Below are 1324 nucleotides of genomic sequence, written 5' to 3'. Positions count from 1 at the left end.
TTAAAGCGGGACTGCTAACAGTTTGCTCGGTTTCGCTTCGCTTCACATTTTAGCAAACTATTAATCAGCCCCTTAAATGGGCGTTAGGCATTCAATGAAATATCTGCTCATATCACTGTTAATTTTCATATCTGTGACTTCACATAGTGGTGAGTTAGAGAAAGATCTATTGATATCAATTACCGATAATAATATTGAGCAGTTTCAAAAACTTTTGGTGTTAGGTGCAAATCCAAATTATAGAGACGACAATGCTAAACCAAGTACAAGACCTGTGGTTATGGAACTTGCGGCAATTCATGATGACTCAATATACCTTGAACTAGCAATAAAGCATGGAGGTCACCCTGACGCCTTAGATGGTTACAAAAGTAAAACTATTTTGTTTGAATCTTCGAAGCACTCAAAACTCAATAATGTTAAAGTTTTAATTAAATCGGGTGCTAAAATCAATTCACTAGATGGTAATAATAGTACACCTTTGCATATTGCTATTTCCGTAAAAAATTATGACATCGCTTACTATTTAATTAAAAGTGGCGCTTCACTAAGTTTACAAAATAAGTGGGGATACACACCAATTGATATATTAAATAAATTTGGTGACGCAGGTGTCAAAAAAGACAGCAGCCAATATCAATGGTACTTAAAAGTAATTAAACTGGTTGGTGTTTAAAATGCCTAACAAGCTAATTAATAAGGACAAAAAACAGTTGGCTGTTTTCGTTCCTCAACATTTTAGCCAACAATTTTTTGCCCATTATTAGGGCGTTATAAGGCGTGAACTAGTATGGATAAACAGTCTAGGATGGAGCTTCGAAGAAAAGCTGGTTATAGAACCTTACCTAAACCTCAGGAAAAAGTCTTAGGTCCTGAATACTCCATGTCTTTTGCATGTTTAAATTGCAAAACTTCAAACATGCGGCACTTTTTTGAAGCTCCGTGTGATTACCCTGATAGTATGGAATGTCCCATCTGCAAAGGTGTAGCATTTAATTTCGGAAGGCACTTCAAACCACCTAAAAAATCGGATAATGCTCAATGGAAAAAAATTGAATATCTTGTTGAACATGGGTTTGTTTTCCAAACTATTTACGAGCAAAGAGAAGACTCTGGCTACTATAAAGTTAGTTATTCAAAAACATTAGCTGAGGCTAAAGATTTTGTTGTAAAACATAAAGACAAGGCTGTGCAAACCGCCTTATAACGTATAAGGATAGGCCGCGCGCAGCCGCGTCCTTATCCCAAGTGTTGAACAAGCCCGAGTGATACCTTTATATAGTTAATATCGACGTAAGAGTTTACGCTTTTTAGGTGGGTGCTA

Annotated in this window: 2 protein-coding genes; both read left to right on the top strand. The window is 36.3% G+C overall.

What is annotated here, in order from left to right; translation table 11 throughout:
* The first annotated feature begins 94 nt into the window (after window positions 1–94).
* Complete coding sequence (locus AB4238_RS21880; protein WP_372035683.1) at window positions 95–676, top strand: ankyrin repeat domain-containing protein; 582 nt, start codon at window positions 95–97, stop codon at window positions 674–676.
* A 114-nt stretch (window positions 677–790) separates the two neighbouring features.
* Window positions 791–1207 (top strand): hypothetical protein, encoded by a 417-nt coding sequence (locus tag AB4238_RS21875; protein WP_372035680.1) that lies wholly within the window; start codon window positions 791–793, stop codon window positions 1205–1207.
* Window positions 1208–1324: the final 117 nt, after the last annotated feature.

The organism is Shewanella sp. 10N.286.45.A1 (genome assembly GCF_041470405.1).
Taxonomy (GTDB): domain Bacteria; phylum Pseudomonadota; class Gammaproteobacteria; order Enterobacterales; family Shewanellaceae; genus Shewanella.
Note: the sequence above shows the minus strand (reverse complement) of the source record. Positions and strands in the feature narration are given on the sequence as shown.

Coding starts and splice junctions, on each gene's coding strand:
- AB4238_RS21880 (WP_372035683.1), top strand. CDS start 95: ATGAAATATCTGCTCATATCACTGTTAATTTTCATATCTGTGACTTCA.
- AB4238_RS21875 (WP_372035680.1), top strand. CDS start 791: ATGGATAAACAGTCTAGGATGGAGCTTCGAAGAAAAGCTGGTTATAGA.